Annotated in this window: 23 protein-coding genes; 8 read left to right on the forward strand and 15 right to left on the reverse strand. The window is 65.0% G+C overall.

Annotated elements, in window-relative coordinates:
- Positions 1-107 precede the first annotated feature (107 nt).
- Entirely contained in the window at positions 108-3572 is a 3465-nt protein-coding gene (gene mfd / locus N0B71_RS27095; protein ID WP_259756148.1) for a transcription-repair coupling factor, read from the forward strand.
- Positions 3573-3583: 11 nt separating this feature from the next.
- On the forward strand, positions 3584-4246 hold the full coding sequence (locus N0B71_RS27100; RefSeq protein ID WP_259756149.1) for a peptidoglycan binding protein CsiV: 663 nt from the start codon (positions 3584-3586) through the stop codon (positions 4244-4246).
- A gap of 119 nt (positions 4247-4365) precedes the next feature.
- Here N0B71_RS27100 and N0B71_RS27105 read toward each other — a convergent pair whose 3' ends face one another.
- The 4 genes from N0B71_RS27105 to N0B71_RS27120 all read right to left on the reverse strand — a co-directional run bounded on the left by N0B71_RS27105 (position 4366) and on the right by N0B71_RS27120 (position 7558).
- Positions 4366-5103 (reverse strand): S-methyl-5'-thioinosine phosphorylase, encoded by a 738-nt coding sequence (locus N0B71_RS27105; protein ID WP_259756150.1) that lies wholly within the window; start codon positions 5101-5103, stop codon positions 4366-4368.
- 148 nt (positions 5104-5251) lie between these two features.
- Positions 5252-6250, reverse strand: a complete 999-nt coding sequence (gene nagZ / locus N0B71_RS27110) for a beta-N-acetylhexosaminidase (RefSeq protein WP_259756151.1) — start codon at positions 6248-6250, stop codon at positions 5252-5254.
- An 11-nt stretch (positions 6251-6261) separates the two neighbouring features.
- A complete protein-coding gene (locus N0B71_RS27115) occupies positions 6262-6786 on the reverse strand; it encodes a L,D-transpeptidase (protein WP_259756153.1) in 525 nt (174 codons plus the stop codon).
- A 55-nt stretch (positions 6787-6841) separates the two neighbouring features.
- Positions 6842-7558 (reverse strand): TetR/AcrR family transcriptional regulator, encoded by a 717-nt coding sequence (locus N0B71_RS27120; protein ID WP_259756154.1) that lies wholly within the window; start codon positions 7556-7558, stop codon positions 6842-6844.
- A 251-nt stretch (positions 7559-7809) separates the two neighbouring features.
- On the opposite strand from N0B71_RS27120, the gene lexA reads away from it, so the two are divergent.
- Together lexA and sulA are read left to right on the forward strand one after the other, a co-directional pair.
- Positions 7810-8424: a transcriptional repressor LexA gene (gene lexA / locus N0B71_RS27125; protein WP_259756156.1), complete on the forward strand. Its 615-nt coding sequence runs from the start codon at positions 7810-7812 to the stop codon at positions 8422-8424.
- Between the two features lie 13 nt (positions 8425-8437).
- Positions 8438-8911 (forward strand): SOS-induced cell division inhibitor SulA, encoded by a 474-nt coding sequence (gene sulA, locus N0B71_RS27130; protein ID WP_259756158.1) that lies wholly within the window; start codon positions 8438-8440, stop codon positions 8909-8911.
- A gap of 44 nt (positions 8912-8955) precedes the next feature.
- Here sulA and N0B71_RS27135 read toward each other — a convergent pair whose 3' ends face one another.
- The 6 genes from N0B71_RS27135 to fadB form a co-directional block, all read right to left on the reverse strand.
- The gene (locus N0B71_RS27135; protein ID WP_045211682.1) at positions 8956-9195 is read right to left on the reverse strand and encodes a hypothetical protein; all 240 of its coding nucleotides are present in this window, start codon (positions 9193-9195) and stop codon (positions 8956-8958) included.
- A 107-nt stretch (positions 9196-9302) separates the two neighbouring features.
- The gene (locus N0B71_RS27140; RefSeq protein ID WP_259756161.1) at positions 9303-9824 is read right to left on the reverse strand and encodes a DUF6586 family protein; all 522 of its coding nucleotides are present in this window, start codon (positions 9822-9824) and stop codon (positions 9303-9305) included.
- A 68-nt stretch (positions 9825-9892) separates the two neighbouring features.
- Entirely contained in the window at positions 9893-12499 is a 2607-nt protein-coding gene (gene topA / locus N0B71_RS27145; RefSeq protein ID WP_259756162.1) for a type I DNA topoisomerase, read from the reverse strand.
- A 92-nt stretch (positions 12500-12591) separates the two neighbouring features.
- On the reverse strand, positions 12592-12855 hold the full coding sequence (locus tag N0B71_RS27150) for a DUF1653 domain-containing protein (protein ID WP_259756164.1): 264 nt from the start codon (positions 12853-12855) through the stop codon (positions 12592-12594).
- A 122-nt stretch (positions 12856-12977) separates the two neighbouring features.
- A complete protein-coding gene (gene fadA / locus N0B71_RS27155; protein ID WP_259756166.1) occupies positions 12978-14153 on the reverse strand; it encodes an acetyl-CoA C-acyltransferase FadA in 1176 nt (391 codons plus the stop codon).
- A gap of 30 nt (positions 14154-14183) precedes the next feature.
- A complete protein-coding gene (gene fadB, locus N0B71_RS27160) occupies positions 14184-16331 on the reverse strand; it encodes a fatty acid oxidation complex subunit alpha FadB (protein ID WP_259756168.1) in 2148 nt (715 codons plus the stop codon).
- A gap of 471 nt (positions 16332-16802) precedes the next feature.
- Here fadB and N0B71_RS27165 point away from each other — a divergent pair, with 471 nt between their 5' ends.
- On the forward strand, positions 16803-17609 hold the full coding sequence (locus N0B71_RS27165) for a hypothetical protein (RefSeq protein WP_259756170.1): 807 nt from the start codon (positions 16803-16805) through the stop codon (positions 17607-17609).
- A 5-nt stretch (positions 17610-17614) separates the two neighbouring features.
- On the opposite strand, the gene N0B71_RS27170 is transcribed toward N0B71_RS27165, so the two are convergent.
- Positions 17615-18049: a hypothetical protein gene (locus N0B71_RS27170; RefSeq protein ID WP_259756171.1), complete on the reverse strand. Its 435-nt coding sequence runs from the start codon at positions 18047-18049 to the stop codon at positions 17615-17617.
- 80 nt (positions 18050-18129) lie between these two features.
- Here N0B71_RS27170 and N0B71_RS27175 point away from each other — a divergent pair, with 80 nt between their 5' ends.
- Positions 18130-18570: a universal stress protein gene (locus tag N0B71_RS27175; protein WP_024766849.1), complete on the forward strand. Its 441-nt coding sequence runs from the start codon at positions 18130-18132 to the stop codon at positions 18568-18570.
- A gap of 43 nt (positions 18571-18613) precedes the next feature.
- Here N0B71_RS27175 and N0B71_RS27180 read toward each other — a convergent pair whose 3' ends face one another.
- Together N0B71_RS27180 and N0B71_RS27185 are read right to left on the reverse strand one after the other, a co-directional pair.
- Complete coding sequence (locus N0B71_RS27180; RefSeq protein ID WP_259756172.1) at positions 18614-19300, reverse strand: DUF6901 family protein; 687 nt, start codon at positions 19298-19300, stop codon at positions 18614-18616.
- Between the two features lie 262 nt (positions 19301-19562).
- The gene (locus tag N0B71_RS27185) at positions 19563-21473 is read right to left on the reverse strand and encodes an ATP-binding cassette domain-containing protein (protein WP_259756174.1); all 1911 of its coding nucleotides are present in this window, start codon (positions 21471-21473) and stop codon (positions 19563-19565) included.
- A 207-nt stretch (positions 21474-21680) separates the two neighbouring features.
- Here N0B71_RS27185 and N0B71_RS27190 point away from each other — a divergent pair, with 207 nt between their 5' ends.
- Both N0B71_RS27190 and N0B71_RS27195 read left to right on the forward strand, forming a co-directional pair.
- The gene (locus N0B71_RS27190) at positions 21681-23606 is read left to right on the forward strand and encodes a transglycosylase SLT domain-containing protein (protein WP_259756176.1); all 1926 of its coding nucleotides are present in this window, start codon (positions 21681-21683) and stop codon (positions 23604-23606) included.
- A gap of 61 nt (positions 23607-23667) precedes the next feature.
- A complete protein-coding gene (locus N0B71_RS27195; protein ID WP_259756178.1) occupies positions 23668-24048 on the forward strand; it encodes a lysozyme inhibitor LprI family protein in 381 nt (126 codons plus the stop codon).
- 117 nt (positions 24049-24165) lie between these two features.
- Here N0B71_RS27195 and N0B71_RS27200 read toward each other — a convergent pair whose 3' ends face one another.
- Together N0B71_RS27200 and N0B71_RS27205 are read right to left on the reverse strand one after the other, a co-directional pair.
- Complete coding sequence (locus N0B71_RS27200) at positions 24166-24975, reverse strand: MOSC domain-containing protein (RefSeq protein ID WP_259756180.1); 810 nt, start codon at positions 24973-24975, stop codon at positions 24166-24168.
- Positions 24976-25431: 456 nt separating this feature from the next.
- Positions 25432-26361: a chemotaxis protein CheV gene (locus N0B71_RS27205; protein WP_259756182.1), complete on the reverse strand. Its 930-nt coding sequence runs from the start codon at positions 26359-26361 to the stop codon at positions 25432-25434.
- Between the last annotated feature and the right edge of the window lie 82 nt (positions 26362-26443).

Consider the following 26443-nt stretch of genomic DNA (forward strand, 5'->3'; position numbering starts at 1 on the left):
GCGTGAACAATCGCCGGCAATCCGCAGCGGTCGTATGACTGACATCCGTCAATCGGGATAGTTACAATCCGATGGGTCAAATTCCTCGACCGGAGCCACGACTGCCCGTGTCCGTATTGCGTATTCCTTCCCTGCCGACCGCTGCCGGCAAACAATCCTGGGGCAACCTCCCCGGGGCCGCCCTCAGCCTGGCCATCGCCGAAGCGGCGGGGCCGGCGAAACGTTTCACCCTGTTGCTGACCGCCGACAGCCAGAGTGCCGAGCGCCTGGAGCAGGAGCTGCGCTTCTTCGCGCCGGACCTGCCGGTGCTGCAACTGCCGGACTGGGAAACCCTGCCCTACGACGTGTTCTCGCCGCACCAGGACATCATCTCCCAGCGCGTCGCCACCCTTTACCAGTTGCCGGAGCTGCGCCGCGGCGTGCTGGTGGTGCCCATCACCACCGCCCTGCACCGCCTGGCGCCGGCCAAGTTCCTGCTGGGCAGCAGCCTGGTGCTGGACGTCGGCCAGAAGCTCGACGTGGAGCAGATGCGCAGCCGCTTCGAGGCGGCCGGCTACCGCTGCGTGGATACCGTCTACGAACACGGCGAGTTCGCTGTGCGCGGCGCGCTGATCGACCTGTACCCCATGGGCAGCGAGCTGCCTTACCGGATCGACCTTTTCGACGACGAAATCGAGACGCTTCGTACATTCGATCCGGAAACCCAGCGCTCCATCGACAAGGTCGACAGCATCCGCCTGCTGCCGGCCCGCGAATTCCCGCTGCGCAAGGAAGCGGTGACCGGCTTCCGCGGCCGCTTCCGTGAGCGCTTCGACGTCGACTACCGTCGCTGCCCGATCTACCAGGACCTCGCCAGCGGCCTGACACCGTCCGGCATCGAGTACTACATCCCGCTGTTCTTCGAAGATGGCGAGACTTCGACGCTGTTCGACTACCTGCCGCAGGACACCCAGGTGTTCTCCCTGCCAGGCATCGAGACGGCGGCCGAACAGTTCTGGACCGATGTGCGCAACCGCTACGAAGACCGTCGCTACGACCCGGAACGCCCGCTGTTGCCGCCCGCGGACGTCTTCCTGCCGGTGGAGGACTGCTTCGCCCGCCTGAAGAACTGGCCGCGCGTGGTGGTCAGCCCCGAGCCGATCGAATCGGGCGTCGGCCGCGAGCGTTTCCCCGCCGAGCCGCTGCCGGAGCTGGCCATCGAGGCCAAGGCCAGCGAACCGCTGGCGCGCCTGCGCCAGTTCATCGAGCAGTTCGACGGGCGCATCCTCTTCACCGCCGAATCCGCCGGCCGCCGCGAAGTCCTGCTGGAGTTGCTGGCGCGGCTGAAGCTGCGCCCGGTGGAAGTCGACGGCTGGCCGGGCTTCCTGGCGCACCAGGATCGCCTGGCGATCACCATCGCGCCGATGGACGAAGGCCTGCTGCTGGACGCCGACAAGGGCCAGCCCGGCATCGCCCTGGTCGCCGAGAGCCCGCTGTTCGGCCAGCGCGTCATGCAGCGCCGCCGCCGCGAGAAGTCCCGCGACGGCGGCGAGAACGTCATCAAGAACCTCACCGAGCTGCGCGAAGGCGCGCCGGTGGTGCACATCGACCACGGTGTGGGCCGCTACATGGGCCTGATCACCCTGGAAATCGACGGCCAGAACGCCGAATTCCTCGCCCTGCAGTACGCCGACGAAGCCAAGCTCTACGTGCCGGTGGCCAACCTGCACCTGATCGCCCGCTACACCGGCAGCGACGATGCCCTGGCCCCGCTGCACAAGCTGGGCTCGGAAACCTGGCAGAAGGCCAAGCGCAAGGCCGCCGAACAGGTCCGCGACGTCGCCGCCGAACTGCTGGACATCTACGCCCGCCGCGCGGCGCGCAAGGGCTACGCGTTCAAGGACCCGCAGGCGGACTACGCCACCTTCTCCGCCGGCTTCCCCTTCGAGGAAACCCCGGACCAGCAGTCCGCCATCGAGGCCGTGGTGGCCGACATGCTCGCCGACAAGCCGATGGACCGCCTGGTCTGCGGCGACGTGGGCTTCGGCAAGACCGAGGTGGCCATGCGCGCGGCCTTCGTCGCGGTGCACAGCGGCAAGCAGGTCGCCGTGCTGGTGCCCACCACCCTCCTCGCTCAGCAGCACTACAACAGCTTCCGCGACCGCTTCGCCGACTGGCCGGTAACGGTGGAAGTGATGAGCCGTTTCAAGTCCGCCAAGGAAGTCGAAGGCGCCGTGGCGCAGCTGGCCGAGGGCAAGGTCGATATCGTCATCGGCACCCACAAGCTGCTGCAGGACGACGTCAAGTTCAAGAACCTGGGCCTGGTCATCATCGACGAGGAACACCGCTTCGGCGTGCGCCAGAAGGAGCAGCTCAAGGCCCTGCGCAGCGAGGTCGACATCCTCACCCTCACCGCCACGCCGATCCCGCGCACGCTCAACATGGCCGTCGCCGGCATGCGCGACCTGTCGATCATCGCCACGCCGCCAGCACGCCGCCTTTCGGTGCGCACCTTCGTCATGGAAGAGCAGAAATCGGTGATCAAGGAAGCCCTGCTGCGTGAGTTGCTTCGCGGCGGCCAGGTGTACTTCCTGCACAACGAAGTGAAGACCATCGAGAAATGCGCCCGCGACCTCGCGGAACTGGTGCCGGAAGCGCGCATCGGCATCGGCCACGGGCAGATGAACGAGCGCGACCTGGAACGGGTGATGAGCGACTTCTACCACAAGCGCTTCAACGTGCTCGTGGCCTCGACCATCATCGAGACCGGCATCGACGTGCCCAGCGCCAACACCATCCTCATCGAGCGCGCCGACAAGTTCGGCCTGGCCCAGTTGCACCAGCTGCGCGGACGCGTCGGCCGCAGTCACCACCAGGCCTACGCCTACCTGCTCACCCCGCCGCGCAAACAGATGACCCCGGACGCCGAAAAGCGCCTGGAAGCCATCGCCAACGCCCAGGACCTGGGCGCCGGCTTCGTGCTGGCCACCCATGACCTGGAAATCCGCGGCGCCGGCGAACTGCTGGGCGAAGGACAGAGCGGGCAGATCCAGGCCGTGGGCTTCACCCTCTACATGGAAATGCTCGAACGTGCGGTAAAAGCCATCCGCAAGGGCGAGCAGCCCAACCTGGAGCAACCGCTGGGCGGCGGCCCGGACATCAACCTGCGCGTGCCGGCGCTGATTCCCGAGGATTACCTGCCGGACGTCCACGCTCGCTTGATCCTCTACAAGCGCATCGCCAACGCCGCCGACGAGGACGGCCTGCGCGAACTGCAGGTGGAAATGATCGACCGCTTCGGCCTGCTGCCTGACCCGGCGAAGAACCTGATTCGTCTGACTTTGCTGAAACTGCAGGCAGAAAAGCTTGGGATCGTGAAGGTGGATGCCGGCCCGCAGGGAGGCCGGGTAGAATTCGCCGCCGATACCTGCGTCGACCCGCTGGTGCTGATCAAGATGATCCAGAGCCAGCCCAATCGCTACAAATTCGAAGGGGCCACCCTCTTCAAGTTCCAGGTGCCCATGGAGCGCCCGGAAGAACGGTTCAACACGCTGGAGGCGCTGCTCGAGCGCCTCACGCCACAGACTCACTAAGGACCCTGTGCATGCGCCTGTTCCAACCCCTGCTGCTGTCGCTGGCCCTGTTGTCGCCAGCCGCCTTCGCCGAGCCCTACCAGGTGGAGCTGATTCTCTTCCAGCAGTCCGGCGACGCCGTGTTCGCCAGCCGCCCCGCGCCCGATGACTGGGCCAAGGGGGCGCAACCGCCGGGCCCGGACAGCTCGCGCCCCACGGCAATGGACGCCCAGGTCGCCAAGCTCAAGCAGAACGAAGGCTTCCAGGTTCTGATGCACAAGGCCTGGCGCCAGGAGATCGATGCCACCCCGGTGCGCGTCGCCCTGACCGAAGGCGCCAAGCGTGACGGGCACTTCCCCGTGGAAGGCACCGTCACCCTCAGCCAGCAGCGCTTCGTGAATACCCAGACCGACTTCTGGATCAACCAGTTCGGCCAGGACGGCCTGCTCACGGCCAGCCAGCACATGGTCCAGGAAGCCAGCCTGAAGAACAGCGTGCTGACCTACCTCGATCATCCCAGCCTGGGCATGCTGATCAAGGTTTCCCCCCTCAACGCCAAGCCTGCCTCCGCCCCGCCGCCCGGCATGGAAGACGAGGCGCCGACCGGCCCAGGCGCACCGCAGCAGCCACCGGCGCCGGCCGCTCCGGCAGACGGCGGCTTCGACGCCCCGCCGCCGGCCCAGCCCGCGCAATGACGAAAAAGCCCGACATCTGCCGGGCTTTTTCTTGCTCTTCGTAGGAGCGAGCTAGCTCGCGAACCGCCCGGCACCGTGCCTTGCAAGTTCGCGAGCAAGCTCGCTCCTACAGGAAACCATCAACTGACCAGGACGCGCCCCAGCACCTCGCGCACCTTGCCGATGCCGTCGTGCAGCGCCTGTTCGATCTCGGCCATGGTGATGATACCGCTGGACTTGCCAGCCGCCGGGTTCACCACCAGCGACAGACAGGCGTACGGCAGGTCCAGCTCGCGAGCCAGGGCGGCCTCGGGCATCCCGGTCATGCCGACGATGTCGCAGCCGTCGCGCTCCAGCTTGGCGATCTCCGCCACCGTCTCCAGGCGCGGGCCTTGCGTCGCTGCATACACGCCGTGGCTGCTGTACGCAAAACCGAGAGCCTGCAGCGCAGCGATCAGCTTCTGCCGCAGCGGTTCGTCGTAGGGATGGCTGAAGTCGATGTGGGTGACATGGTCGATATCGCCGGCGAAGTACGTGTGTTCCCGGCCCCACGTATAGTCCACGATCTGGTGCGGCACGCAGAGATGGCCGCTGCCCATGGCAGCGTGGATGCCGCCCACGGCGTTCACCGCCAGGATGGCTTCGGCGCCGGCCTGCTGCAGCGCCCAGAGGTTGGCGCGGTAGTTCACCTGGTGCGGCGGGAAACGATGCGGGTGGCCGTGACGGGCAAGGAACAGCACCTCGCGCCCGGCAAACTCGCCGCGTTGGATCGCCGCCGAAGGCGTGCCGTAAGGCGTATCCAGTTCGATGGCGTCCTTCAGGGTCAGCCCTTCCAGCTGGGTCAGGCCGGTGCCGCCGATAATGGCGTAGACAGTCATGCTTCTATCCTCAAATTATCCCTGCGATCTCGCGAGCCAGGGCAGAACACGGCGGAAAGCGGGATCGGACGCGGAGTTAGACCTGATGTCAATGAACAGTCCGATCCCGCCTTCCAACGCCGTTATGCCGACGCGCAGCAGATCGCAATCAGTCGATCAGTTGTGCGGCGCGCAATTCGCCCACGGCCTGTTGCCAGCGCGGCAGCTGCTTGTATTCGGTGCCCGGCCAGGCCTTGGCGCGCATGCGCTGCAGACGCTGCGGAGCAGTCACCTTCAGGCGCTGCAGGGCGCTCAGGGCCAACTCGGCGGACGCGCGGTCGTTGCACACCAGGCCCATGTCGCAGCCGGCATTGAGCGCGGCCTCGATACGATTGGCGGCATCGCCCACCACATGGGCGCCGGCCATCGACAGGTCGTCGCTGAAGATCACCCCGTCAAAGCCCAGCTCGCCGCGCAGGATGTCCTGCAACCAGCGGCGTGAGAAACCGGCGGGGTTCGGATCGACCTGCGGGTAGATCACGTGGGCCGGCATCAAGGCATCCAGCTCACCAGCCAGGCGCTGGAACGGCACCAGGTCCACGGCGCGGATCTGCTCCAGCGTGCGTTCATCCTCGGGAATCCCCACATGGGAATCGACTTCCGCCCAACCATGGCCGGGGAAGTGCTTGCCGGTGGCGGCCATGCCGGCGGCATGCATGCCACGGATGAAGGCGCCGGCCAGCGTGACGGCCCGCTCGGGGTTGCCCTCGAAGGCACGGCTGCCGACCACGGCGCTGCGCTGGTGGTCCAGGTCCAGTACCGGGGCGAAGCTCAGGTCGAGGCCCACTGCGAGCACTTCGGTGGCCATCAGCCAACCGCACTGCTCCGCCAGCCGCTCGGCATTAGGGTTATCCGCGATGGCGCGCATCGCCGGCAGCCGCAGGAAGCCCTGGCGCAGACGCTGCACGCGGCCACCCTCCTGGTCCACCGCCAACAGCAGATCAGGGCGCACCGCGCGGATGGAGGCCATCAGCTCGCGCACCTGGCGCGGCGATTCGATATTGCGGGCGAAGATGATCAGGCCGCCCACTTCCGGGTGGCGCAGGATCTGACGGTCCTCGGCGGTCAGCCAGGTGCCGCCGACATCGAGCATCAGGGAGCCTTGCATGTGCATTCCTTTCAGTTCAGTTGCGCCGTCTGCCACTGCGGACAGGCGGCCTCTTCGATTCGGACCCGGCAATGGAGGGGAACCCGCGGGAAGAGTTCCAGCAGGTCGTCATTGCGCAGGCGGATACACCCGTGGGACAGCGGCGTGCCCATGGGCTCGCAGTCCGGGGTGCCGTGCAGGTAGATGTAGCGGCGGAAGGTATCGACCTCGCCCAGCCGATTGCGCCCCGGCTCGCAGCCGCTGAGCCAGAGGATGCGCGAAAGGATCCAGTCGCGTCCGGGAAACGCTTCATGCAGCGCGGCCGTCCAGGTTTCGCCGGTCCAGCGCCGCCCCTTGAGCACGGCCCCCTTGGGCAACCTTTCGCCGATGCGCGCGCGAACCTGGTGCAGTCCGCGTGGCGTGCAGCCTGAGCCGTTGCGCTCCCCCGCGCCGTTGGCGGCGCTGGATATCGGAACGCGCACGACGAGGCACCCTGCGGCGAAGCCGTAGAGCATCTGGTCAGCAAGGGAAATATGAAGAAGATCGAGATCAGCCATGGCCGGCTACTGTAGCCGATCAGGCCGACGCAGCCCAGCGCGACGCCGGGCTGTCTCAGACCTTGGCAGGAGCCTGAGAAGCGCTCGACTTGGTGCGCGGCTTGAGTTGCGCACCGGCCAGCGACGGGTCGCTGACACCGCTGTCGGCACGCATGCCGGCAGCCAGGAACGGCACCATCAGGCGCATCACCTGCTCGATGGAGGTGTTCACCCCGAAATCGTTCTCGGCCATGGCACGCAGCGCCTTGATGCCGGACATGCTGAACACCGCGGTACCCAGCATGAAATGCACGCGCCAGAACAGCTCCAGCGGCGGCAGGCGCGGCGCGGATTCATGCACCAGCAGCATGTAGCGGCGGAATACCTTGCCGTAGACCTCTTCGAGGTATTTGCGCAGGTGGCCCTGACTCTGGCTGAAGGCCAGCCCCAGCAGCCGCATGAAGATGGACAGGTCGTTGCCACTACGCGGCTTGACCGCCATGGCCTGGATCACGAGCAGTTCCAGCAGCTCTTCCAGGGTGGCGCGCGGCGCATCGGGCTTGGCCTGGCGGCGGTCCAGTTCCTTCTCCAGGCTGGCGCAGAACGGGCCGAGGAAGCGCGAGAAGACCGCCTGGATCAGCGCCTTCTTCGAGCCGAAGTGATAGTTCACTGCCGCGAGGTTCACCCCCGCCTTGCTGGTGATCAAACGCAGGGAGGTTTCGGCGAAGCCTTTCTCCGCGAACAGCTGTTCCGCTGCATCCAGGATGCGTTCGACGGTTTCCGACTGGGCCATGGCTACTCCGCCTGACAAACACTTGTTTGAAACATACGTTTCAGCGTCTTCAATTGTCAAGCAAAGTGCGATGGATTGTTACCAATATCATGGCAATGCGACGAGACACCTTATGTACAGCAAGACGCTTGCCAAGGCCGCCAGGTTACATGCACGAAAGTTCCATCCTAAGCGCCCTCCAATAAAAGCATTGCCAGGCCGCCATCACTGTATATAATCCCAGGCACTGTATAAAAAGCCAGAGTATGGACATGCTGAAGCTCACGCCGCGCCAAGCCGAGATCCTCGCCTTCATCAAACGCTGCCTGGAAGCCAACGGCTACCCGCCCACCCGCGCGGAAATCGCCCAGGAGCTCGGCTTCAAGTCGCCCAACGCCGCCGAGGAGCACCTCAAGGCCCTGGCCCGCAAAGGCGCCATCGAGATGACCCCGGGCGCTTCCCGCGGCATCCGCATCCCCGGCTTCGAGCCCAAGGCCGCCGCCAATGAAGACGAATTGCCGATCATCGGCCGCGTCGCCGCGGGCGCACCGATCCTCGCCGAGCAGAACGTCGACGACACCTGCCGGATCAACCCGACCTTCTTCAATCCTCCCGCCGACTACCTGCTGCGTGTGCGCGGCCAGAGCATGAAGGACGTCGGCATCATGGACGGCGACCTGCTGGCCGTGCATGTCACCCGCGAGGCGCGCAACGGCCAGATCGTGGTGGCCCGCCTGGGTGAAGAGGTAACGGTGAAGCGCTTCAAGCGCGAAGGCAGCAAAGTCTGGCTGCTCGCCGAGAACCCGGAGTTCGCCCCCATCGAGGTCGATCTCAAGGAACAGGAACTGGTCATCGAAGGCTTGAGCGTCGGCGTGATCCGTCGCTGAACAGGAGACATCCATGCAGTACCCGCAGCCGCAGAACCTGCCGCAACTCCCGCTGTTCCAGGAAGCACTCTGGGCGAGCGGTACTGCTCCCCTGCTTCCGGAGCTGATGGACGATGAGCCCGCCGCCGAGGAAAGCGCCTTCAGTGAAATCGCCCTGCGCGGCCTTCCCGGCCAATGCCTGATGCTGCTGGCGCCGATGCTCCGCGAGCTGAGCGAAGAGAGCGACTCGCGCTGGCTCACCCTGATCGCCCCGCCCGCCAGCCTGACTCCGGACTGGCTGCGCAAGGCCGGCCTCAACCGCGAGCGCATCCTGCTGCTGCCGGCGCGCGATCAGGCCGCTGCGCAAGCCCTGGCATGCGAGGCGTTGCGGCTGGGCAATAGCCATACCGTGGTGAGTTGGCTGAATCTCAACGAAAAAGCGCGCACGCAACTGTCCCGCGCCGCCGTTGCCGGCCAGGCGCAGAGCCTGAATATTCGTCTGGGTTGATCCGATCGAGGAAGCTTCGCCGCGAACACGGCGAAGCGCGGAACTCAATGCAGGACGCGCGGGCCTTCGTCGTCCATGCTCATGTCGCCGCCTTCGGCGAGACGACCGGCCATCTGCACACCGACATTGAACATCGCCTTGGCGATCTCGATGTGCTGGCCCTGCAGGAAGCCTTTGGCATCGGCGGAGAACTCCAGGGTCACCAGTGCCTCCTCCTCGTCCGCGCGACGCAGCACGATACGCCCGTCAGGCAGCTCGACAATTTCCAGAAATGAGGTTGGCATAGCGACGTTCTCCACAGCAGAACGCGTAGTGTAACAGCCACATCCGCTACACCCTAGCCAAAGCTTGCACGGACCGACCGGAAGGCCGGCGCAGTGTGAAATGGGAATCAGAGCTCGGTGAGCGACGCGCGGAAGCGCAGCACCAGTTCCTTGAGGGACTTGCGCCAGCTTTCCAGCTCATCGTTACCCAGCTCGGCCGGCGCCTCGTCGTCGACATTCACCGCTTGAATCAGCGGCTGGGTCGGATCGACCTTGGCTTTCTTCGGCTCGCTCGGCGGCTGGAACAGCGCGGCATAGGCAGCCAGCAGGCGCCCCAGCCAGGCTTCCGGCGATTGCGCCAGCTCGACCATTTCCGCCAGCTCCGGGCTGGGCGCGGCGGCCAGCACCTCGGCATTGAGCAACTGGTCGACGCGCGGCGCACCCGCCTGGGGCAGGCGGTAATAACCGGCAATTTCATGGGCCACGCCCAGCACCGCTCCGTAGAGATGGAACAGCGCCGCTTCGCGCTCGGCCTGGATGCGCGCCTGGGCATTCATCGCGCGCGCCGTTTCGGCGTTGCGCCAGGCTTCCAGGGCAAGGCCGGCGAAGAACAGCTTCTGATTGGTGCGGGTATAGAGTTCGTTCGCCATGACCTGAGCCCTCTGCAGTCGACGTCGGCAGTATAAGCGCGCCCCGCCTGGGCTGGGCGCGCCTTCCATCAGCGCTTGTCTTCGACCTTCCACTTGCCGCCGTCGAAGAACGCACGCCAGCCGGTGGGCTTGCCATCGACTTCGGACTGCACGTACTGCTCCTTGGTCTTGCGGCTGAAGCGGATCACCGCCGGGCGGCCATCCGGGTCTTTCGCCGGAGCGGCGAGCAGGAAGTGGTACTTCGGATCCAGCTCATCCTTGTGCGGCAGCAGTTCGGCCACCAGCGGAGCACGGGTCTCGCGGTTCTTCGGGAACTGGCTGGCGGCCAGGAACAGGCCGGAAGCGCCGTCACGCAGTACGTAGATGTCGTCCACCTTCTCGCACTTGAGTTCCGGCATGCGGATGGCGTCCATCTTCGGCGGCGCAGGCTCGCCGTTCTTCAGCAGCTTGCGGGTGTTCTTGCAGGTCGGGTTGGTGCAGCCGAAGAACTTGCCGAAGCGGCCGGTCTTGAGCTGCATCTCGCTGCCACACTTGTCGCATTCCAGGCTCGGGCCTTCGTAGCCCTTGATGCGGTACTGGCCTTCTTCGATCTCGTAGCCGGCGCAATCCGGGTTGTTGCCACAGATGTGCAGCTTGCGCTTCTCGTCGACCAGGTAGGCGTCCATGGCGGTGCTGCAGATCGGACAGCGGTGCTTGCCACGCAGTACGCGGGATTCGGATTCGCCTTCGTCATCCGCGGCGATCTCGTCGCCCGGAATCAGGTTGACGGTGGCCTTGCAGCGCTCCTTGGGCGGCAGGCTGTAGCCCGAGCAGCCGAGGAACACGCCAGTGGAAGCGGTACGGATCATCATCGGCCGGCCGCACTCGCGGCAGGGGATGTCGGTCAGGGTCGGCTGGTTGGCGCGCATGCCGTCGTTGGCAGCCTCGGCCAGGTCGAGTTTCTTGCGGAAGTCGCCATAGAACTCGTCCAGCACGTTTTTCCAGTCGCGCTCGCCCTGGGCCACGTCATCGAGGTTCTCTTCCATGCCGGCGGTGAAGCCGTAGTCCATGAGGTTGGAGAAGCTCTCGTTGAGGCGGTCGGTGACGATGTCGCCCATTTTTTCCGCGTAGAAACGGCGGTTATGGGTGGTGACGTAGCCACGCTCCTGGATGGTAGAGATGATCGCCGCGTAGGTGGACGGACGGCCGATGCCGCGCTTTTCCAACTCCTTGACCAGGCTGGCTTCGGAGAAGCGCGCCGGCGGCTTGGTGAAGTGCTGGCTCGGGTCGAGCTTGAGCAGCTTCATGGCGTCGCCCTGGTTCATTTCCGGCAGGACGTCGTCCTCGCCCGGCTTGCTCTGCTGCGGCAGCACCTTGGTGTAGCCGTCGAACTTGAGGATGCGGCCCTTGGCGCGCAGCTCGAAGTCACCGGCAGCGGCGCTGACGGTGGTGGACAGGTACTCGGCCGGCGGCATCTGGCAGGCCACGAACTGGCGCCAGATGAGGTCGTACAGGCGCTCGGCGTCGCGCTCCATGCCCGACAGCTGGGTCGGACGCAGGTTGACGTCGGAAGGACGAATCGCTTCGTGCGCTTCCTGGGCGCCTTCCTTGCTGGAGTAGAAATTCGGCTTGGCCGGCAGGTACTTCTTGCCGAACTCGCTGTCGATGAAGCCGCGCACCATGTCGATGGCGTCGGCCGACAGGTTGGTCGAGTCGGTACGCATGTAGGTGATGTAGCCGGCTTCGTAGAGACGCTGGGCCATCATCATGGTCTTCTTCACGCCAAAGCCCAGGCGGTTGCTCGCGGCCTGCTGCAGGGTGGAGGTGATGAAGGGCGCCGAGGGCTTGCTGGAAGTCGGCTTGTCCTCGCGCTTGGCGATGCTGTAGCTGGACGCCTTGAGTTTCTCCAGCGCGGCGTTGGCCTGGGCTTCGTTCAGCGGTTTGAAGGCTTCGCCCTTCTCGCGCACCACTTCGAAGCGGACCTTGTCGCTCTTCGGGGTGGCGAGGTCGGCGTGGACTTCCCAGTACTCTTCCGGGACGAAGGCGCGGATTTCGCGCTCACGCTCGACCACCAGCTTCACCGCTACCGACTGCACGCGGCCGGCAGACAGGCCGCGGGCGATCTTCGCCCACAGCAGCGGCGAGACCATGTAGCCCACCACGCGGTCGAGGAAGCGGCGGGCCTGCTGGGCATTCACGCGGTTGATATCCAGCTCGCCAGGCTGGGAGAAGGCCTCCTGGATGGCCTTCTTGGTGATTTCGTTGAAGACCACGCGCTTGTAGCGCGAGTCGTCGCCGCCGATGGCCTCGCGTAGGTGCCAGGCAATGGCCTCCCCTTCGCGGTCCAAGTCGGTTGCGAGATAGATGGTGTCGGCATCCTTGGCCAGGCGGCGCAGCTCCTCGATCACCTTTTCCTTGCCGGGCAGGATCTCGTACTTGGCCTTCCAGCCGTGCTCCGGATCGACGCCCATGCGGGTGAAGAGCTGGCGCTTGGCCTTCTCCTTCGGCGACAGGGCCGGCGCTTCGGCGGCAGCCTTGCGTCCTTTGGCCGCAGGCTCCTTGGCAGCGGAAGAGCCGCTGGTGGGCAGGTCGCGGATGTGGCCGATGCTCGACTTCACCACGTACTGGTTGCCCAGGTACTTGTTGATGGTCTTGGCCTTGGCCGGTGATTCCACGATGACCAGCGATTTACCCATGGATCGGAAGATTCCTGCGTCGAAAAGATGAATTTATAAGGAGGGAGGAGCTAGGAGCGGCACCGCTATATATAGTGGCGGTCGCGCCAAGGTCAAGCTTGGGTTTCGCCGGACGGGCCAGTCAGAAGCCCCAGCGGATCCTCTTCGACGCTCACCAGGGCGAAGCGCGGGACCTTCTCGCCGTTCACTTCCACTGCCTCGGTGAACATGCTCAGCGGGCGCACCCACACACCGAATTCGCCGTACAGCGCCTGGTAGATCACCAGCTCTTCCTCGGTTTCCGAATGCCGGGCGACGCCGAGCACACGGTACTGCTGTCCCTTGTAATGTCGATACAGTCCGGGCTGCAAGTGCATGTCGGTTCCCCTCGGCCGGCCAAAAGGCGGCGATTGTGCTCATTGCGCGGCCGCCGGGCAATCCCCGCCCGACAAAAACGAAAGCCGGGGCACAAGGCCCCGGCTCTCCCATCGACGAAAGCTTAGACGCGTTCGAAGACGGTGGTGATGCCCTGGCCCAGGCCCACGCACATGGTGGACACGCCCAGGGTACCGCCGTTCTGTTTCATCACGTTCAGCAGGGTGCCGGAGATACGCGCACCGGAGCAGCCGAACGGGTGACCCAGGGCGATGGCGCCGCCGTGCAGGTTGACCTTCTCTTCCATCTTGTCGAGCAGCTTCAGGTCCTTGAGCACCGGCAGGGCCTGTGCAGCGAAGGCTTCGTTGAGCTCGAAGAAGTCGATGTCGTTGATGGTCAGGCCGGCGCGCTTGAGCGCCTTGTTGGTCGACGGAACCGGGCCGTAGCCCATGATCGCCGGATCAACGCCCGCCACTGCCATGGCGCGAACCACGGCCATCGGCTGCACGCCGAGGTCCTGGGCGCGCTGGGCGCTCATGACGATCATGCAGGAAGCACCGTCGGTGATCTGCGAGGAAGTACCCGCCGTCACGGTGCCGCCCTTCGGGTTGAAGGCTGGCTTCAGGGCCGCCAGGCTTTCCAGGGTGGTTTCCGGACGGATGGTTTCGTCGAAGTCGAAGACCTTCAGGAAGCCATTCTCGTCGTAGCCTTCCATCGGGATGATTTCGTCTTTGAACTTGCCTTCCTGGGTCGCTTTCCAGGCCAGCTGGTGCGAACGCACGCCGAACTTGTCCTGCGCCTCGCGGGTGATGCCGTGCATCTTGCCCAGCATTTCGGCGGTCAGCCCCATCATGCCCGACGCCTTGGCGGCGTAGAGGGACATGTGCGGGTTCGGATCGACGCCGTGCATCATGCCGACGTGGCCCATGTGCTCCACGCCGCCGATGACGAAGACGTCACCGTTGCCGGTCTGGATCGCCTGCACGGCGGTGTGCAGGGCGCTCATGGACGAGCCGCACAGGCGGCTGACGGTCTGCCCGGCGCTGGTGTGCGGGATCTGGGTCATCAGCGACGCCATGCGCGCGATGTTCCAGCCCTGCTCCAGGGTCTGGTTCACGCAGCCCCAGATCACGTCCTCGACTTCTGCCGGGTCGATCTTCGGGTTGCGTGCCAGCACGCTGCTGATCAGGTGCGCGGACATGTTTTCCGCGCGGGTGTTGCGGTGCATGCCACCCTTCGAACGGCCCATCGGGGTGCGGCCGAAGTCGACAATGACGGCGTCTCTCGGATTCAGGCTCATAAATTCACTCTCGCTCTATTCGTTGCGCACTCAACCGAAGAACTTCTGGCCGTTCTTGGCCATTTCACGCAGCTTCGCGGTCGGGTGGTACAGCGCACCCAGGTCGGCGTACTTGTCGGCCAGTGCGACGAATTCGGCCACACCGATGGAGTCGATGTAACGCAGGGCACCGCCACGGAAGGGAGGGAAGCCGATGCCGTAGATCAGGCCCATGTCGGCCTCGGCAGCGGTCTCGACGATGCCGTCTTCCAGGCAGCGCACGGTTTCCAGGCACAGCGGGATCATCATGTAGTTGACGATGTCCTCGTCGGTCAGCTCGCGCTGCTCGGTGACGATGGACTTCAGCAGCTCATAAGCCTGCGGATCGGAGACTTTCTTCGGCTTGCCGCGCTTGTCGGTCTCGTAGGCGTAGAAGCCCTTGCCGTTCTTCTGGCCCAGGCGGTTGGCCTCGTACATCACGTCGACGGCGGTCTTGCCTTCCACCGCCATGCGGTCCGGGAAGCCTTCAGCCATCACGTCACGGCCGTGGTGGCCGGTGTCGATGCCAACCACGTCGGACAGGTAGGCCGGGCCCATGGGCCAGCCGAACTTCTCCATGATCTTGTCGATGCGTACGAAGTCCACACCGAAGCCCAGCAGCTTGGAGAAGCCGCCGAAGTACGGGAACAGCACGCGGTTGACCAGGAAGCCGGGGCAGTCATTCACCACGATGGGGTTCTTGCCCATCTTCTTGGCGTAGGCCACGGTGGTGGCGACGGCGACGTCGCTGGACTTCTCGCCACGGATGACCTCCACCAGCGGCATCATGTGCACCGGGTTGAAGAAGTGCATGCCGACGAAGTTCTGCGGACGCTTGAGCGCCTTGGCCAGCAGGTTGATGGAGATGGTGGAGGTGTTGGATGCAAGGACCGCATCTTCCTTCACGACGCCTTCAACTTCTGCCAGAACGATCTGCTTGACCTTCGGATTCTCGACCACGGCCTCGACGACGATGTCGACGTTGCCGAAGTCGCCGTAGGACATGGTCGGGCGAATGGCGTTCAGCGCCTCGGCCATCTTGGCCGGGGTCATGCGGCCTTTTTCGACGCGCTTGCCCAGCAGCTTCGCGGCTTCGTTCAGCCCCATCTGGATACCCTCTTCGCGGATATCCTTCATCAGGATCGGAGTGCCCTTGGAAGCGGACTGGTAGGCGATGCCGCCACCCATGATGCCGGCGCCCAGTACGGCGGCCAGTTTCACGTCCTTGGCGATTTCGTCGTACTGCTTGGCCTTCTTCTTCAGGTCCTGGTCGTTGAGGAACAGGCCGATCAGGCTCTGCGCAACCGAGGTCTTGGCCAGTTTCACGAAGCCCTGGGCTTCGATTTCCAGCGCCTTGTCACGACCGAAGTTGGCGGCTTTCTGGATCGACTTGATGGCTTCGACCGGTGCCGGGTAGTTCGGGCCAGCCTGGCCGGCAACGAAGCCCTTGGCGGTTTCGAAGGCCATCATCTGCTCGATGGCGTTCAGCTTGAGCTTTTCCAGCTTCGGCTGACGACGGGCCTTGTGGTCCAGCTCGCCGGCGATGGCGCGCTTGACCAGGTCGATAGCGGCGTCCTGGAGTTTTTCCGGCGCCACGACGGCATCGACGGCGCCGACTTTCAGCGCGTCTTCAGCCTTGTTTTCCTTGCCCGAGGCAATCCACTCGACGGCGTTGTCGCAGCCGATCAGGCGCGGCAGGCGAACGGTGCCGCCGAAGCCCGGGTAGATGCCCAGCTTCACTTCCGGCAGGCCGACCTTGGCGGTGGCGCTCATGACACGGAAGTCGGCAGCCAGGCACATTTCCAGACCGCCGCCCAGGGCGATGCCGTTGATCGCGGCCACGGTCGGAACGTTCAGGTCTTCGAAGTCGCTGAAGATCTTGTTGGCTTCGAGGTTGCCCGCCAGCAGCTCTTCATCGGGCAGCTTGAAGTTGTCGACGAACTCGGTGATGTCGGCGCCGACGATGAATACGCCTTTGCCACTGGTCACGATCACGCCCTTGACGGACGCATCGGCCTTGATGGTATCGACTGCTTGACGCAGTTCATTCAGGGTGAGTCGGTTGAACTTGTTGACGGACTCGCCCTTGAGGTCGAAATTCAGCTCGACGATGCCGCTCTCAAGAGCCTTAACCGTGATGGCTTTACCTTGGTAAATCATCAACTGATCTCCACGCTAGGGAAGCTTGAAATCACACGTCGGACACCGTGTATCGGGACCGTTCGGCAGCGCCGAGGATAGTCCCAAAGCTGGCGGCACACCCGCCGACGCGATAGCCGGGGCGTTATGTTGGATCCTTCGCGCGTGGCAAACGATCGATTCATACGCCCGTTTGATTTGGGTGCGCCCACCTTCTAGCAAAAGCCAATGCTTGTCAATCCGCGAGACGTAACAGTCGCAATGCGGCCGGGGCGTCTGGGGCGGAGCATTCAGCGCAGCCCTGATGCCCTATTCATCACGCCTATCGTGACACTTGTTACCTGGCACCGACGTCCCGACAGCCACTGTTCAAACCCCATGGCCCGCGCTAGAGTCGGGCGCAATGGCGATCTGCCTTCTGCCAACGCCGGCGGACGCCTGGAACCTGGATACAAAACAACAAGAAGCCCATGGCTCCAAGGAGTTGGAACGATGCCCAGCCGTCCGCTTGTGCGTCTGCTGTCTGCGCTCGCGCTCACCACCCTGCCCCTCTTCGCTGCCGCCGACGCCGCCAGCGACCTGCTCAACGTCCACCAGACGCGCCTCGCCGCCCAGCGCAGCCTTGGCGATTTCTTCATGTTCAACGCGATGGAAGGCGACCAGAAGTACGCCAAGATGGTCGAGGCCTCGTCGCAGAACGCAAGCGACGCCCTGGGCAAGCTCGGGGAAATGCCCGGCAACGAATCGAAGAAGCTCAAGGCCGAATTGCAGGACGAGTGGAAGGCCTACGCCGGCCAGCTGAAGACCCTCACCGGCGCGCTGGACAAGAGTGGCTATACCGACCTGCAACCGGTAGCCGATCTCGCCGCACAGAACCGCAAGCTGCTGGAGACCGCCGAGCAGCTCTATACGAAGATCCAGGAGGAAAGCGGCAGCAAGGTACCGCCGCTGACCCAGCAGACCCGCGAGCAGAGCCTGCTGATGCAGGACATCGCGGTGGACTATGCCTCGCGCAACGCCTCGGTGGGCGCCAGCTTCTTCGGTGGCGGCGAGGAACGCCCGCTGGACGACCTGGCCAACCGTTTCGCGATCAACCTGGTGAAGCTGCAACAGGCGCCGCAAACCACGCCGGAGATTGGCCAGGAGCTACGCGGCGTGGCGATCAAGTGGCGTTACATCGAAAAGTCGCTGCAGAACTACAACCAGAACAGCGTGCCCTTCCTGATCAACAAGTACTCCGACCGCATCATCGAGGACCTGGAGAAAGTCTCCGGCCTCTACGCGGCGCAGCAGAGCTGATCGCTTCAGGCATGCTGTTTAAGGAAGGTGGCGACCCGTTCGAGGTCGCTGCTGTCGCCCCGCTCCCCCCAGTACAACGCCAGGAACTGGGGCGTCGCCTCGACCATGTAGACGTCCCTGGGCAGGCTGGCCAGCGCCTGCGCCAGTTCGGCCGGGGCGCTCGCCTCGCGCCAGCGGTCCAGCCAGACGCCGGGCGCGCTCTGCCAGTAGCACCAGACATCGCGATTCCGGCCGCGGGCGCGGTGGTATTGCGCGCACTGCCGCGGCGGCTGTCGCTCCAGCCAGTGCGGCCACTCCTGCTGCGCCATCTGCATCGCCAGGCCCAGGCGCCGCGCCTGCAGGCGCAGGTCCATCTGCCCGCGCTGGCCGCGCGAGGGGATCAGCCAGGTCAGCGGGCTGAGCACCAGTGCGATGAGAAGAATTACCATCCAGGTGGTCATATCGGTTATACCGGTCAACAGGTCAAGCACGGCCATTAGGGCCATACTGATTAATAACGAGTCCCCCGGAGGAGACGTTCATGCCCTACCAACACATTCTGGTCGCCGTCGACCTGACCGAGGAATGCGATCCGGTGATGAAACGGGCGGTCGCGCTGGCCAAGGCCAACGATGCCCGGCTCTCGGCGGTGCATGTGGTCGAACCCATGGCGATGGCCTTCGGCGGCGACGTGCCGATGGACCTGTCGATGCTGCAACAACAGCAGTTCGACCAGGCCAAGGAGCGCCTGCACCAGTTCACCCTGACCTACGCCGAAATCACCAGCTCCCAGTGTCACCTGGTCTACGGCCAACCCCGCCAGGAAATCCACCGACTCGCCGACGAGCAGGACTGCGACCTGATCGTCGTCGGCAGCCATGGCCGCCACGGCCTCGCCTTGCTTCTGGGCTCCACCGCCAACGATGTGCTGCACGGCGCGCCCTGCGACGTTCTTGCCGTGCGCCTGCAGAAAACCAGCTGAGTCGGCTTCAGCAAACGACGGGCCCTCCGGGGCCCGCTTCGTTTCAGGCGCCGAGCATGTCCCCGCTCATCAACAGCGGCCGCACCTTCTGCAACTGCGCCTCCAGCGAATAGCTCATGCTCGACGCCATGGAGAAGAAGCTGAGGAAGGCCTTCAGGTTCGAGTCGCCCTCGCAGGTCTCGTGAATCCGCTGCCAGAACGCCTGGTTCACCAGCTGCAACTGCTGGAATTGTTTCACCAGCCCCTTCAGCTCCCAGTCCGCATGCCGTCCCTCGCGGAAATTGAAATACTGCCGCATCAGGTACAGGGACACCGCGCGCAGGATGAATTCCTGGTTGCTGGCGAACGGCAGGTGCTGCTGCGCCATGGGCTTGAGCTTGCCCAGCAGCGGGCAGGCGCTGGTGGCCATGATCACCCCCAGCAGTGCGCGCAGGCCCTCTTCCAGGCCGACCTGCTTGGTGTACTCGCGCTCCGGCGTGCGGACCTGCACCGCCACCTTCTTGAACGCCGGCAACCCACGGAAATCCTCGATCACCCGGTGCAGATCCACCGCCGCCGGGCAATGGCTGTGCTGCGCCGGGTTCAGCGGGCAGTTGCTGCAGCGATTGTTCTCAAGACGCGTCCAGCGTGGGGTCTGGGCAGCTATCTGCGGGTCGTACTGACGCTCCAGCTCGATGCGGTATCTGAACTCGTGCTCATCATCCAGGGTGATGCGGTACTCAATTGCCATTCGGCCATCCCTTAGAACCTATTCAAAATCTGCTGCGCGTCGGCATCACGGCGTTAAAAACAGGCTCGGAAGCTGCTTGCAGCTAACGCACTTTAGTGTGGCCCTGAAAGGGCGAGCGGAGCGAGTCATGCTCATTTACAGCACGTAAACTCCGCTTCCTCGCCTGTTTTTGCCTTGTTCTGCTCTAGCTCGCAAGATTCTGAACAGGCTCTGACAGTCTTTGATCAGCGATACGCACGGGCACACCGCTGGACCGAACGGATCACTCTTCCAGTTCGGCCCAACGCTCGATCAGCCGGTCCAGTTCTTCCTGCAGGGTACCCAGGCGCGCCAGGGCGGCCTGGGCTTCGTCCTGCGGTCGCTGGTAGAAGTCCGGCGACGCGGTTTCTGCCTGCAACGCGGCCAGCTCGCCTTCCAGGGCGTCGATCTGCCCGGGGATGGCCTCCAGTTCGCGTTGCAGCTTGTAGCTCAGTTTTTTCTTCGGCGCGGCGTCTGCCGGTGCGCTCACCGGCGCCGGATGCTCGACCGCGGGGGCAGCGGCGGGCTTGTCGCCCTTCTCCTCACCCACGCCCAGCAACTTCGGCGAGCCGCCCTGGCGCAGCCAGTCCTGGTAGCCGCCGACGAATTCGCGCACGCGCCCTTCACCCTCGAACACCAGGGTGCTGGTCACCACGTTGTCGAGGAAGGCCCGGTCGTGGCTGACCATCAGCACGGTGCCATCGAAGGTCAGCAGTACCTCTTCCAGCAGTTCCAGGGTTTCCACGTCCAGGTCGTTGGTCGGCTCGTCCAGCACCAGCAGGTTGGCCGGCTTGCTGAACAGTTTGGCCAGCAACAGGCGTGCCCGCTCGCCGCCGGAGAGCGCCTTCACCGGGGTGCGGGCGCGTTGCGGGGAGAACAGGAAGTCGCCCAGGTAGCTGAGCACGTGGCGGTTCTGGCCGTTGATGGTGATGAACTCGCGACCTTCGGCGATGTTGTCGATGACGGTCTTTTCCGGCTCCAGCTGGTGACGCAGCTGGTCGAAATAAGCCACTTCCAGGCGGGTGCCTTCCTTGACGCTGCCCGACGTCGGCTGCAGGTCGCCCAGCAGCAGCTTGAGCAGCGTGGTCTTGCCGGTACCGTTGGCGCCCAGCAGGCCGATACGATCGCCGCGCTGCAGCACCAGGGAAAAGTCACGGATCAAAGCAGGGCCGCCCGGGTGGGCGAAGCCGGCGTTCTCGACGACGATCACCTGCTTGCCGGACTTTTCCGCCGTCTCCAGCTGGAAGCTGGCCTTGCCCTGGCGCTCGCGGCGCTCGGCGCGCTCGTTGCGCATGGCCTTGAGCGCGCGCACTCGGCCTTCGTTACGGGTACGGCGCGCCTTGATGCCCTGGCGGATCCACACTTCTTCCTGGGCCAGGCGCTTGTCGAACAGCGCATTGGCCGCCTCTTCCGCCGCCAGTTCCTGCTCTTTATGGACGAGGAAGCTGGCGTAGTCGCCATTCCAGTCGATCAGGTGGCCGCGGTCCAGTTCGAGAATGCGGGTGGCCACGGCCTGCAGGAAGGCGCGGTCGTGGGTGATGAACAGCACGGCACCGGGGAAGTCCGCCAGGGCGTTTTCCAGCCAGGCGATGGCGCCGATGTCCAGGTGGTTGGTCGGCTCGTCCAGCAGCAGCAGGTCGGGCTCGGCGACCAGCGCCTGGGCCAGCAGCACGCGGCGGCGCCAGCCACCGGAGAGCTCGGCGAGGGTCTTGTCGGCCGGCAGTTGCAGGCGGCTCAGCGTGGTGTCCACCAGCTGGCCGAGGCGCCAGCCGTCGCGGGCTTCCAGCTCCTGCTGGACGCGGGCGAGCTTGGCCAGGTCCTCCTCAGTCTCGATGTGCATGCTCAGGTGGTGGTAGCGGGCCAGCAGCTCGCCCACTTCGGCCAGGCCTTCGGCGACCACGTCATAGACGGTGCGTTCGTCGGCGCGCGGCAGTTCCTGCGGCAGCTCGCCGATCTTCAGCGCCGGGGCGCGCCAGATGTCGCCGTCGTCGGGCTTCTGCTCGCCCTTGACCAGCTTGAGCATGCTCGACTTGCCGGTGCCGTTGCGGCCAATGACGCACACCCGCTCACCCCGGGCGATCTGCCAGGACACCTTATCCAGCAGCGGAGTGGTGCCAAAGGCAAGGGACACGTCGGTGAACTTGAGCAGGGTCATTGGGTATCTCCACAAACAGGGCGCGCAGTTTAAGGGAAAGCGCGCAAAAGTCAGAGGGTCGCACACAATCTCGCGCAGCGAGACAGGCGTCCGCCTTTGCGCCCTGCGTCCGTGGCGGCGCTTTCACCGCCTGCGCGCAACAGGCTAAGCTAGGTGGCAGCGGGCGCGCGCCATCCAGCGCCCACCGATCATCTTCCCGGAAGAGCCATGCGCGGTCGCCTTTTTTCCCTGTTTTCCTGCCTGATCCTCAGCCTGTCCGCTTCGACAGTTAACGCAGCGTCCCTGCCCCAGCAGCGCCAGATGTACGACGAGGCGCAGAAGGCCTTGGCGCGCGGCGACAGCGGCCCCTATTTCGCTTATCAATCGGCCCTGGCCGATTATCCGCTGCAGCCCTACCTCGCCTACGACGAACTGACCAACCGCCTGAAAAGCGCCAGCAACGCCGAGATCGAGCGCTTCATCGAGCAGCACGGCGACCTGCCGCAGATCAACTGGCTGAAACTGCGCTGGATGCGCCAGCTGGCCGATCGCGGCGACTGGAACACCTTCGTGCGCTATTACGACCCGAAGATGAACTTCACCGAGCTGGACTGCCTCTACGGCCAGTACCAGCTCGGCCACGGCAACAAGGCCGATGGCTACGCCACCGCCGAGAAACTCTGGCTGGTGGGCAAGCCGCAGCCTGATGCCTGCGACACCACCTTCGCCCTGTGGCAGGCCGACGGCCAGCTCACCGAGGAGAAGGTCTGGAAGCGCCTCAAACTGGCCGCCGAAAAGGGCAACTACAGCCTCGCCACGGTGCTATCCAAGCGCCTGCCGACCCTGGGAAGCCAGGGCGCGCTGATGGTCAACGTCGCACAGAACCCGTCGCAACTGAGCCAGACCACGCGCTTCAGTGCCCGGGACCACGCCACCGCCGACGTCGTCGGCCTGGGCCTGCGTCGCCTCGCCAAGCAGGACCCGGAAAAGGCCATCAGCCTGCTGGACTACTACAGCTCGGTGCTGCCCTTCTCCAGCGACGAGCAAGTGTCCATCGCCCGCGAGATCGGCCTGAGCCTGGCGCGCCGCTACGACCCGCGCGCCCTGCCGATGATGGTCAAGTACGACCCGCAGCTACGCGACGACACCGTCACCGAATGGCGTCTGCGCCTGCTGCTGCGCCTGGGCCGCTGGCAGGAGGCCTACGACCTGACCCGCGCCCTGCCGCCGTCGCTGGCCGAGACCAACCGCTGGAAGTACTGGCAGGCGCGCTCCCTGCAACTGGCGCAGCCGCAGAACAAGCAGGCCGTCAGCCTGTACCAGCCGGTGGCCGGCGAGCGCGACTTCTACGGCTTCCTCGCCGCCGACCGGATCAACGCCCCCTACCAGTTGAACAACCGGCCGGTAGCGCCGGACGCGGGCACGATGCAGCGCGTGCGCAACGCACCGAGCACCCGCCGCGCCCTGGAGTTCTACGCCCGCGGCGAAATCATCAACGCCCGCCGCGAGTGGTACCACGCCGCCCGCCACCTGAGCCACGACGAGCTGCTGGCCCAGGCGAAGATCGCCTACGACATGCAGTGGTATTTCCCGGCGATCCGCGCGATCAGCCAGGCGAAGTACTGGGACGATCTCGACATCCGCTTCCCCATGGCCTACCGCAACACCCTGGTGCGCGAGGCACGCAACCGCGGCCTGCATTCGAGCTGGGTATTCGCCATCACCCGCCAGGAAAGCGCCTTCATGTCCGATGCGCGTTCCGGCGTCGGTGCCACCGGCCTGATGCAGCTGATGCCCGGCACCGCCAAGGAAACCTCGAAGAAATTCGGCATCCCCCTGGCTTCGCCGCAGCAACTGATCGTGCCGGACGTGAACATCCAGCTCGGCGCTGCGTACCTGAGCCAGGTGCACGGCCAGTTCAACGGCAACCGCGTGCTTGCCACCGCCGCCTACAACGCCGGCCCCGGCCGCGTGCGCCAGTGGTTGAAGGACGCGCGCCACCTGGCGTTCGACGTCTGGGTCGAGACCATTCCGTTCGACGAGACCCGCGCCTACGTGCAGAACGTGCTGTCCTATGCGGTGATCTACGGGCAGAAGCTCAACGCACCGCAGCCCATCGTCGACTGGCACGAACGCTTCTTCGACGAACTCTGAGCCATCCCCCGCCCGGCACCTGCTGGGCGGTCTTCATCCCCTCAAGGAAAAGGAAATTCCCATGCGCCAGCCCCTTCTCTCCCTCACCCTCCTGGCTGCCGGCCTGCTCAGCGCAGGCCATGCCCTCGCCGCCTGCGAGAAGCCGCGCAATGCCTTCGACAGCGTGTACTGCCTGAGCACCGAATACGCCCAGGTGGACCGCGAGCTGAACAATGAATTCGGCACCCTGCGCAAGATGCTCAACGACGGCCAGAAGGCCGCGCTGAAGAAGAGCCAGATCGCCTGGATCAAGGACCGCGACGCCCAGTGCAGCTACGAGCGCGACGGCGGCTACTTCGTCAACCTGCAATGCGCGGTGGACAAGACCAACGAACGCCTGGCCGTGCTGCGCGAGCGTGAGCGCGAGTGCCAGAGCACCGGTTGCGTCGACGCCAAGCTGTAACAGCTACGTGTAGGAGCGAGAGGGACACCATCGTTATTGCTCACGAACGCTGTTCGCCTGACGCCTTGGCCTCAGGCGGCTTCGCGAGCAAGCTCGCTCCTACAGGGAATCCCCCACCTACTCCAGGACTTCCACGTCCATGCCCACGCGCAGCGCGCCGCCGTTCAGGGCAATCAGGTTCTGCCCGAACAGGGCCTCGCCATTGACGTTGCGGTAGCCCAGCAGGGTCGCCAGCGGTTCACGGGCGGCATCGCGCTCGCCGGTGTGCGGGTCGATGGTAGTGAGGATGCAGCGCGAGCACGGCTTGGCCACCTTGAAGGTAACCTCGCCGATGCGGATGCGCTTCCAGCCGTCTTCAGCGAAGGGCTCGGCGCCCGTCACCACCAGGTTCGGGCGGAAGCGCAGCATCTCCAGCGGACGGCCAACCCGGGCCGAGAGGTCGTCCAGCGATCCCTGGCCGATCAGCAGCAGCGGGAAACCATCGGCGAAGTGCACCTGCTCGCCAGGTTCGGCGTACGCGGTATCCACCTGCCGGGCGCGCTGCTCGGGCATCTGCACCAGGCGCACGTCGCGGCCGAGGAAGGTGCTCAGCCACTGGGCAGCCGCCTCGCCGGCGTCCGGCACCTGCAGCGTGTCGCGCCAGATCAGCACGCCGCGCAGGTTGTCGTCACGGCCGGGCACGTTCACCAGCAGGTCCTCCATGCCGGGCGCACGCAGACGCAGGGCGGCGAAATCGTCCTGCCAGCGCGCCTCGATGCGGCCCATCTGCGGCAGCAGGCGCTGCGTGAGGAAGCGGCCGTTGGACGCCTCCACCACCAACCAGCGTCGATCCCCTTCCAGGCCCAGCGCGTCCAGGCGGACGGACTCCAGCGGCTCGTAAGCGGTGGATTTGACCGGGTAGCGGTAGAGCGCGCTCAGGCTGTACATGGGAAGCTTCCTTTCATGCAGGCGAAAGCGACCTTATACGGCGTGGGACGGGCGACTAGCAATGGGCATTGCGGTGGCGGGCATGGGGCGCCCAGACAGACGCCTGACACTGACGGAGCAGGAAGAAGGGATCTCGCGGAGAAGCTTCGCTCCTATGGTGATACTCCAGCGCTCGGGCCTACCCTCACCCTAACCCTCTCCCAGAGGGAGAGGGACCGTTCGGTACAGGTGCAACCACAGCGTCAGCCGGCACAATCTGCTCCCTCTCCTTCTGGGAGAGGGCTGGGGTGAGGGGGGAGCGTCGGCACAAACCTGCCGGAAAGAAGCCCATTGCCCTACAAAAGCGGGACCGGCTGCTCCCTGTAGGAGCGAGCTTGCTCGCGAACCGCTTGATGCCTGTGGGTCCGGCGGAATGCGTTCGCGAGCAAGCTCGCTCCTACGAAGAACCGGGTTGGATCAGGCCGGAACTTTCTGCAACCGCCGACGCACCACTTCCACCAGTTGGTCCGGCTGGAACTTGGAGAGGAAGTCGTCGCAACCGACCTTCTTCACCATGGCATCGTTGAAGCTGCCCGACAGCGAGGTGTGCAGCACCACGTAGAGTTCGCGCAGGCGCGGGTCGTTGCGGATCTCGGTGGTCAGCCGGTAGCCGTCCATTTCCGGCATCTCCGCGTCGGTGAAGACCATCAGCAACTTCTCGTCCATGTCATTGCCTTCGTCCGCCCAGCGCTTGAGCTGGTTGAGCGCACGCAGGCCATCGGTGGCCACGTGCAGGCGCAGGCCGAGCTGGGTCAGGGTGTCGCGCAGCTGGGAGATGGCGACGCTGGAGTCGTCCACCACCAGCACTTCGCGGCCACGGGTCTGGCTGAGCAGCGCGTCGTCCAGGCGGTCGCTGGAAACGCGGGTGTTCATCGGCACGATCTCGGCCAGCACCTTTTCCACGTCGATGATCTCCACCAGGCGGTCGTCCACCTTGGTGATGGCCGTCAGGTAGTGCTGACGGCCGGCGCCACCGGGCGGCGGCTGGATCGACTCCCAGTTGAGGTTGAGGATGCGCTCCACCCCACCCACGAGGAAGGCCTGCACCGAGCGGTTGTACTCGGTGACGATGATGGTGCTGTTGGCATCGGGGGTCAGCGCGCGCATGCCGATGGCGCGCGACAGGTCGATGACCGGCAGCGTCTGGCCGCGCAGGTTGATCACCCCGCAGATCATCGGGTGGCGCTGCGGGATCAGGGTCAGGCGCGGCAGCTGCAGCACTTCCTGCACCTTGAACACGTTGATCGCGAATTGCTGCCGCCCGGCCAGGCGGAAGACCAGGATTTCCAGGCGGTTCTCGCCTACCAGTTGGGTGCGTTGATCGACAGTGTCGAGAATACCGGCCATGCCTGCTCCAGATTCGGAATGAGTCGTGCGGGAACGCTATCGGCTGAATCCTGAGGAACAAGATACTGGCCGTGCGCCATCA

Origin of the sequence: Pseudomonas sp. GCEP-101, from assembly GCF_025133575.1 — a bacterium.
Lineage (GTDB): Bacteria > Pseudomonadota > Gammaproteobacteria > Pseudomonadales > Pseudomonadaceae > Pseudomonas > Pseudomonas nitroreducens_B.

What these genes read in the sequence shown, in the direction of transcription:
- N0B71_RS27100 (WP_259756149.1), top strand. Translation starts at nt 3,584, where the DNA reads ATGCGCCTGTTCCAACCCCTGCTGCTGTCGCTGGCCCTGTTGTCGCCA.
- N0B71_RS27105 (WP_259756150.1), bottom strand. Translation starts at nt 5,103, where the DNA reads ATGACTGTCTACGCCATTATCGGCGGCACCGGCCTGACCCAGCTGGAA.
- nagZ (WP_259756151.1), bottom strand. Translation starts at nt 6,250, where the DNA reads ATGCAAGGCTCCCTGATGCTCGATGTCGGCGGCACCTGGCTGACCGCC.
- N0B71_RS27115 (WP_259756153.1), bottom strand. Translation starts at nt 6,786, where the DNA reads ATGGCTGATCTCGATCTTCTTCATATTTCCCTTGCTGACCAGATGCTC.
- N0B71_RS27120 (WP_259756154.1), bottom strand. Translation starts at nt 7,558, where the DNA reads ATGGCCCAGTCGGAAACCGTCGAACGCATCCTGGATGCAGCGGAACAG.
- lexA (WP_259756156.1), top strand. Translation starts at nt 7,810, where the DNA reads ATGCTGAAGCTCACGCCGCGCCAAGCCGAGATCCTCGCCTTCATCAAA.
- sulA (WP_259756158.1), top strand. Translation starts at nt 8,438, where the DNA reads ATGCAGTACCCGCAGCCGCAGAACCTGCCGCAACTCCCGCTGTTCCAG.
- N0B71_RS27135 (WP_045211682.1), bottom strand. Translation starts at nt 9,195, where the DNA reads ATGCCAACCTCATTTCTGGAAATTGTCGAGCTGCCTGACGGGCGTATC.
- N0B71_RS27140 (WP_259756161.1), bottom strand. Translation starts at nt 9,824, where the DNA reads ATGGCGAACGAACTCTATACCCGCACCAATCAGAAGCTGTTCTTCGCC.
- topA (WP_259756162.1), bottom strand. Translation starts at nt 12,499, where the DNA reads ATGGGTAAATCGCTGGTCATCGTGGAATCACCGGCCAAGGCCAAGACC.
- N0B71_RS27150 (WP_259756164.1), bottom strand. Translation starts at nt 12,855, where the DNA reads ATGCACTTGCAGCCCGGACTGTATCGACATTACAAGGGACAGCAGTAC.
- fadA (WP_259756166.1), bottom strand. Translation starts at nt 14,153, where the DNA reads ATGAGCCTGAATCCGAGAGACGCCGTCATTGTCGACTTCGGCCGCACC.
- fadB (WP_259756168.1), bottom strand. Translation starts at nt 16,331, where the DNA reads ATGATTTACCAAGGTAAAGCCATCACGGTTAAGGCTCTTGAGAGCGGC.
- N0B71_RS27165 (WP_259756170.1), top strand. Translation starts at nt 16,803, where the DNA reads ATGCCCAGCCGTCCGCTTGTGCGTCTGCTGTCTGCGCTCGCGCTCACC.
- N0B71_RS27170 (WP_259756171.1), bottom strand. Translation starts at nt 18,049, where the DNA reads ATGACCACCTGGATGGTAATTCTTCTCATCGCACTGGTGCTCAGCCCG.
- N0B71_RS27175 (WP_024766849.1), top strand. Translation starts at nt 18,130, where the DNA reads ATGCCCTACCAACACATTCTGGTCGCCGTCGACCTGACCGAGGAATGC.
- N0B71_RS27180 (WP_259756172.1), bottom strand. Translation starts at nt 19,300, where the DNA reads ATGGCAATTGAGTACCGCATCACCCTGGATGATGAGCACGAGTTCAGA.
- N0B71_RS27185 (WP_259756174.1), bottom strand. Translation starts at nt 21,473, where the DNA reads ATGACCCTGCTCAAGTTCACCGACGTGTCCCTTGCCTTTGGCACCACT.
- N0B71_RS27190 (WP_259756176.1), top strand. Translation starts at nt 21,681, where the DNA reads ATGCGCGGTCGCCTTTTTTCCCTGTTTTCCTGCCTGATCCTCAGCCTG.
- N0B71_RS27195 (WP_259756178.1), top strand. Translation starts at nt 23,668, where the DNA reads ATGCGCCAGCCCCTTCTCTCCCTCACCCTCCTGGCTGCCGGCCTGCTC.
- N0B71_RS27200 (WP_259756180.1), bottom strand. Translation starts at nt 24,975, where the DNA reads ATGTACAGCCTGAGCGCGCTCTACCGCTACCCGGTCAAATCCACCGCT.
- N0B71_RS27205 (WP_259756182.1), bottom strand. Translation starts at nt 26,361, where the DNA reads ATGGCCGGTATTCTCGACACTGTCGATCAACGCACCCAACTGGTAGGC.